Below are 5,854 nucleotides of genomic sequence, written 5' to 3'. Positions count from 1 at the left end.
TTGAAAGAGTGAATGGAATTAAGATTCCTTATGTCATCAAACCAAGACGTCCAGGAGATATTGCGACATGTTTCGCAGATCCTACAAGAGCTAAGGAACAGCTTGGCTGGGTGGCTGAAAAGAATCTAGATGATATGTGTAGAGATACATGGAATTTTGCGAAGAAACAATTATTATAGTGAGGTATTTATGGCTAAGATTATTTTAACGGGGGATCGTCCGACGGGTAAATTGCATATTGGACATTATGTGGGTTCCTTAAGAAATCGTGTTCTTTTACAGAATTCTGGAGAATATGATGAAATTTATATTATGATTGCGGATGCACAGGCATTGACAGATAATTTTGATAATCCGGATAAGGTGCGTGAAAACATTTTAGAGGTGGCTTTGGATTATTTGGCTTGTGGTATTGATCCGAGTAAGACAACAATTTTTATTCAGTCTGAAATCAGTCAATTGACAGAATTGACATTCTATTATATGAACTTAGTTTCTGTAAGTCGTCTTCAAAGAAATCCAACTGTGAAGGCTGAAATTAAGATGCGTGGATTTGATGCGAGTATTCCAGTTGGCTTCCAGTGTTATCCAATTTCACAGGCTGCAGATATTACGGCATTTAAGGCGACTACGGTTCCTGCTGGAGAAGATCAGATGCCTATGATTGAACAGACGCAGGAGATCGTTCATAAATTCAATTCAATCTATGGGGAGACTTTAGTAGAACCTAAAATCTTATTACCACAAAACTGTGCTTGTTTAAGACTTCCGGGTACAGATGGTAAGGCAAAGATGTCTAAGTCTTTGGGTAACTGTATTTATTTGTCGGATGATGAAGAGACAATCAAGAAGAAAGTTATGAGTATGTATACAGATCCTGATCATATTAAGGTGAGTGATCCTGGTAAGATTGAGGGAAACTGTGTATTTACATATTTGGATGCATTCTGTAAGCCAGAGCATTTCGAAAAGTATTTGCCTGAATATGAAAACTTGGATGCATTAAAAGCACACTATCAGCGTGGTGGTTTAGGAGATGTGAAGGTGAAGCGTTTCTTAAATAGTGTTATGCAAGAAGAGTTGGCTCCAATTCGTGAAAGAAGATTGGAATGGCAGGCAAAACTTCCTGAAGTTGTCAAGATTCTAGAAGAGGGTACGAAAAAGGCGTATGCGACAGCGGAAAAGACTTTGGATGAAGTGAAGTCAAGTATGAAAATCAATTATTTCAAAGATAATTCTTTGATCTAGGGGTATAGAAAATGGTAGTTGTAGATAAAGAAAATTTTATGGGTGGTACTGGTATTGCGCATTTTGAACATATCATGAGTGCACAAGAGATGCATGGTATGAATCGTGTGTATGCCAAGGTCACTTTAAAGAAGGGTTGTAGTGTTGGTTATCATGTGCATAATGGAGATGGCGAAGATTATTTCGTTCTTTCTGGAGTGGCAACATTGGATGATAATCATGAGCGAACTTTATATTTAAAGCCCGGGGAGCATTATTTTACACCGAGTGGTAAGGGTCATAGTATTTTGAATGAACAAGATGAGGATTTAGTCTTCATGGCTTTGATTATTTATGATTCTCAACAAAAAATGTAAACGGATTACTAATTTGTGCAAACATGATGAACAAAATTGATATATAATACTATTGGTTTTGTGAAAACGTTTTCGCACATAGAACTATTTCTCTCTATAATATTTCTGTGAGAAATAATCCGTCAATTTATTCTCTTAAATCGCGACTTAATAGAGGATGCATAAAGAGTAGGAATACGCGCCTACTCTTTTTTGTTGGTCAAACTTTGTGTATTATAGATATAGGAACGTCTGAAGTGGGTAAAAGATGCGTCTCACACGCCGTAGTGGCCTGGGTAAGCGTCATTTATTTTTGAAAGGTAGGGTATGTTGTATGGCAATCAAGAGTTTTACAGATACATATAAAATTAAAGGTTTTGATATAGATCGATTCTGTCGTATTATGTCGGATACAAAGAAAATCAAAATTCAAATAACAAATGATCATCATGATCTAAAAGATGTTGAAGAATATAGGAAATTGTTTGGATTTGTAAAAAAATGATTGTGTATTTACAGATAATTGGTTTGTGTTATTTAATTTTTAGTGCTGTGGAAAGCAAGAAAAACACCCGGTATTTTGATGATGGGATACCGAGTGCGTCTTTTTACTTTCCAAATAAATCGCTATGTGTTCCTGTTCGGGATAATGTTAACACGAGTAAAAGCCAATCCGGCTGAATGTGACATTCACGATGACCAATCCAGTTTCCGGTTAATGCGTGATCCTTATTCTTCTCTGGAAGTTCTTCGTTGCTAGCCAATTTACGAATAATGTTGTCAAGAAGATCGATATCAAGATGACGCTTCATCGCAAGCTTATAATCCTTTTTAAATTGATTTTTCCAAACGATGTCTAAATGTTTACTCATTCTTTTAATGCCTTCAATGCTTCCTCTACATCAGAGTAGCGCTTTACAGATGAATCACGTGCAATGCGTTCTGCTTCCAACATTGCTGCTATCGTTTCTTTATTTGGCTTCTCCATACGTACATCAAAAGGGAAACCACCAACACGAAGTAATTGACGAAGAAACACGTTAATTGCAGTAGTAAGATTGATACCTAATTCACCATACATTGCTTCGCATTGTTTCTTAATATCGCTGTCCATACGAACACTGAAATTAGTTGTGTTAGCCATAAATGTCAACTCCTTATCTGCTTATTGCACTTAAATTATATATCTAATGCATTGCATAGCCAACCTAATAGACGTGCATAAGATTTAAAAAAACAGAATATTTTGTATGGAGAGTCTATTGCTTGTATTTGAATTGAAAACAAAAAATTCTAATTATCTAAAATGTAATCGAGTCACTTGAGTTATAGTGTATAATTTGTATCTTTTGATTTGTGCTTAATACAAAAAATACAAATTCACTAAAAAGTACAAAGACAAATGGTTGTATAGGGATTATAATAAAGATGTATTAAGTGCTAATACATGAAACTTCCTTTCTATCTTAAAACTATGGGAAATGCGGCAGGACTTTGTGTCTTGTCGTTTTTCCTTTATAATGGGTGTGGAGGTTTTTTTGTGTATGAAATATCCTAAGTTTTTAAATGAGAAGTATAATACGATTGGTGTTTGTGCTATGTCGAGTGGTGTAGGGCATAAGCTAGATAGTTTTGATGCGTCTATAGAGTATATTCAATCCAATGGGTTTCATATTGTTGAAACAGCTAGTGTTCGTAATAATAGTGAACCAAGTATTGATGCCAAAACTCGTGTTGATGAATTGAATTCGTTGGTGAATGATTCTAGTGTTGGAGCTGTATGGTTGGCTGCGGGTGGTGATTTTCAGTTTGAGACGTTGCCATATATTGATTTTGATTGGATTGAAAAGAATCCTAAGTGGTATTTGGGTGCGAGTGATCCTACAAATTTATTATTTCCCATTACTTGTAAGTGTGATTTGGCTACGGTGTATGGTTTTAATGCGGGTAGTTTTGATGAATATGGTATCAATGAATATTCAAGTTTGTGTCTTGATTTTTTAAAGGGAAAGAATGGTGAACTACATTCAAGTTCTCTGCATCAGGATGTTGATTTTTATAATGATGGAGCTCCAATACTTAACACAAAGACAGAATATGTGGGTAATTGTAGTGTAGTGGGTAGATTACTTGGTGGTTGTTTTGAGAGTATAAATGATATGGCGGGCACGCCTTATGACTTTGTAGAAGTTTTTAATGAACGATATAAGTTGGATGGGATTATTTGGTTCTTTGATATTTTTTCAATGAACTCATGTGATGTGTATCGTGCTTTATTGAAGATGAAGTATATGGGGTATTTTAAATATACGAAGGCTATATTGGTGGGTCGTGTACTATTTAAGAATGTTTCGGATTTAATTGGGTATGACCAGGCTTTTAAAAAGGCATTACCTGATATAGATGTCGTATTTAAGGTGGATATTGGACATACATATCCGCATATGTATGTAGTAAATGGTGCCATGGCAAGTATTGAAATCAAAGATGGTCATGGTTCTATTTGTTACGAAATTAAAGATTAACTTAACGATTAGTGAATATCTTATATAATGTATGTTGATTGATCGTGTTAAAAATATCGGTAATCCGAAATTGGATAGGGTCGACTAAAAGTTGGCTTTAAAAGATGTAGGGTTGAAAACCCTATGAGTGTTTAAAGGATTAACTAGAGAGCAGAGCTATTTGAAATCTCTGCTTTTTTTATAATGGATGATCTGAGTTTGATTAATTCAGATCAATGTATTCTGTTAATTGGTCATATAGTTCTTCAAATTTTAGGTCTATGTATTCGCGTAATTCTTCAATTTAGAATTCTAACTCAATGTTTTGTAGCTTTCTGAAGTATTCAATCAGTTCAATAATATCTTGTGCATCCATGATTATTTCTCCTTTGGTTCCAGACTGAATGTTGCGTTTGGATAGAGTACATACATTACGCGATTGCGGAAGCGAAGCCAGTTGGTATAACCGTTGGCATTGTTCTTGATACACTTGATTGTCTAATCAGCAGGTGTGTATCATCACTGCAATACAGAGATTCGGACATACAGTTGCCAGAACATTAAATTATGGCAAGCCATAATCTCTAGATCTATTAAGATTTGGTGAATATCTTGAATCAAAATCTTTTGTAATACTAGATGGTTCTAACAGTTACAACGAACTTTTAGAAAGTAAAAACTGTACTAAGAAAGTGTTAATCAGTCATGAGTCTTATGATAAATTCATTCATTTAAATACAGTGAACAGTTTCCATAAATTGATTGAAGAAAGACTGCAAAAATATAAGGGAGTAGCATCAAAGTATATAAATCGGTACAACGCTCTTTTTGTCATGCAAAGAGAAACTCAAGGAATAGATAATACAGAAAAACTACAGTATGTACTACTACATTTGAAAAACATCTATAAGATCACACGTTTAAAGGATTTGAAGAAAGAACAGTTATTCGTGTAAGTGATAAAAAGCAGAATTATAATAATGTCACCAAATTGCTAGTTAAGCCTTTAGATATAATAATTAACTTAGTAAATATTTATGTGTATGTGGAGTGGGTACCTATACTTTAACTGATTTGGCCATATTTATGCTTATTGAAAAGAATTAATGAAATATTTAGTGAGGATAAATATGGAGAAATAACAACGCTTATTCATTTTTAGTTATAAATGCAATATCGACTAACAGAATATCATTGTAATCTTAAATAATCCTTAATTAATTACCATAAGTACACAAAAAAATTATTTTTTATTTTTATTTACAAGAAAATGGGTGTAATATAATGGTGATATATCAATAATATATATCAGTTGCATTTTTTTGCGCAAGAAAAATAAGTTTAGAAGGAAAGGAGTGCTTATAATGCAAAAGAAACATTTATCAAGAATCGCATTAAGTGGATTGTTGGCATTGTCAATGGTTCCGTCCGCTTCAATGCAAATTTATGCAGACAATAAAACTGCAGAAGAAAGTACGTGGGGGGGGGTAAGAACAAGTAATAGGGAAGCAAATGTTTACTTCAATGTAAATCCAGAATATGGTTCATTCACTGAATATGGAACTAATACAGTTAGTTTCGAACATCTTGATGAAAATAGTGATCAACAATATTCAATTCCAGAAGTAACAGCTAAAGAAGGATATAAATTTGTTGGATGGAAAGGTCAAGGAGCTGACGAAATTTCATGGGGATCAGACACAAAAACATTTGGTGTAACAGGATTATGTTCTTTTGTTGAAGGTGCAACTGCTGGATATGCTAGTC

8 protein-coding genes are annotated in these 5,854 nt (G+C 34.1%); 6 read left to right on the top strand and 2 right to left on the bottom strand.

Annotated features, from left to right (window positions below; genetic code table 11):
- Positions 1-8 precede the first annotated feature (8 nt).
- From KTQ83_RS11140 to KTQ83_RS11125, 4 genes are all read left to right on the top strand, one after another.
- On the top strand, positions 9-179 hold the full coding sequence (locus KTQ83_RS11140; RefSeq protein WP_342367258.1) for a GDP-mannose 4,6-dehydratase: 171 nt from the start codon (positions 9-11) through the stop codon (positions 177-179).
- A gap of 10 nt (positions 180-189) precedes the next feature.
- Entirely contained in the window at positions 190-1,248 is a 1,059-nt protein-coding gene (trpS, locus tag KTQ83_RS11135) for a tryptophan--tRNA ligase (RefSeq protein ID WP_117571709.1), read from the top strand.
- An 11-nt stretch (positions 1,249-1,259) separates the two neighbouring features.
- Entirely contained in the window at positions 1,260-1,604 is a 345-nt protein-coding gene (locus KTQ83_RS11130) for a cupin domain-containing protein (protein WP_118115989.1), read from the top strand.
- A gap of 313 nt (positions 1,605-1,917) precedes the next feature.
- Positions 1,918-2,088 (top strand): hypothetical protein, encoded by a 171-nt coding sequence (locus KTQ83_RS11125; RefSeq protein ID WP_217256849.1) that lies wholly within the window; start codon positions 1,918-1,920, stop codon positions 2,086-2,088.
- Between the two features lie 103 nt (positions 2,089-2,191).
- On the opposite strand, the gene KTQ83_RS11120 is transcribed toward KTQ83_RS11125, so the two are convergent.
- Together KTQ83_RS11120 and KTQ83_RS11115 are read right to left on the bottom strand one after the other, a co-directional pair.
- Entirely contained in the window at positions 2,192-2,455 is a 264-nt protein-coding gene (locus KTQ83_RS11120; RefSeq protein WP_217256848.1) for a type II toxin-antitoxin system YafQ family toxin, read from the bottom strand.
- The gene (locus tag KTQ83_RS11115) at positions 2,452-2,727 is read right to left on the bottom strand and encodes a type II toxin-antitoxin system RelB/DinJ family antitoxin (RefSeq protein ID WP_217256847.1); all 276 of its coding nucleotides are present in this window, start codon (positions 2,725-2,727) and stop codon (positions 2,452-2,454) included. The genes KTQ83_RS11120 and KTQ83_RS11115 overlap by 4 nt, the downstream gene beginning before the upstream one ends.
- A 400-nt stretch (positions 2,728-3,127) precedes the next feature.
- On the opposite strand from KTQ83_RS11115, the gene KTQ83_RS11110 reads away from it, so the two are divergent.
- The gene (locus tag KTQ83_RS11110; protein WP_217256846.1) at positions 3,128-4,108 is read left to right on the top strand and encodes a S66 family peptidase; all 981 of its coding nucleotides are present in this window, start codon (positions 3,128-3,130) and stop codon (positions 4,106-4,108) included.
- A gap of 1,343 nt (positions 4,109-5,451) precedes the next feature.
- The coding region (locus KTQ83_RS11105; RefSeq protein WP_217285044.1) for a hypothetical protein at positions 5,452-5,854 on the top strand (403 nt) is incomplete at its 3' end.

Source organism: Holdemanella porci, assembly GCF_019052655.1.
Taxonomy (GTDB): Bacteria; Bacillota_I; Bacilli_A; order Erysipelotrichales; family Erysipelotrichaceae; genus Holdemanella; species Holdemanella hominis.
Note: the sequence above shows the minus strand (reverse complement) of the source record. Positions and strands in the feature narration are given on the sequence as shown.

What these genes read in the sequence shown, in the direction of transcription:
- trpS (WP_117571709.1), top strand. Translation starts at nt 190, where the DNA reads ATGGCTAAGATTATTTTAACGGGGGATCGTCCGACGGGTAAATTGCAT.
- KTQ83_RS11130 (WP_118115989.1), top strand. Translation starts at nt 1,260, where the DNA reads ATGGTAGTTGTAGATAAAGAAAATTTTATGGGTGGTACTGGTATTGCG.
- KTQ83_RS11125 (WP_217256849.1), top strand. Translation starts at nt 1,918, where the DNA reads ATGGCAATCAAGAGTTTTACAGATACATATAAAATTAAAGGTTTTGAT.
- KTQ83_RS11120 (WP_217256848.1), bottom strand. Translation starts at nt 2,455, where the DNA reads ATGAGTAAACATTTAGACATCGTTTGGAAAAATCAATTTAAAAAGGAT.
- KTQ83_RS11115 (WP_217256847.1), bottom strand. Translation starts at nt 2,727, where the DNA reads ATGGCTAACACAACTAATTTCAGTGTTCGTATGGACAGCGATATTAAG.
- KTQ83_RS11110 (WP_217256846.1), top strand. Translation starts at nt 3,128, where the DNA reads ATGAAATATCCTAAGTTTTTAAATGAGAAGTATAATACGATTGGTGTT.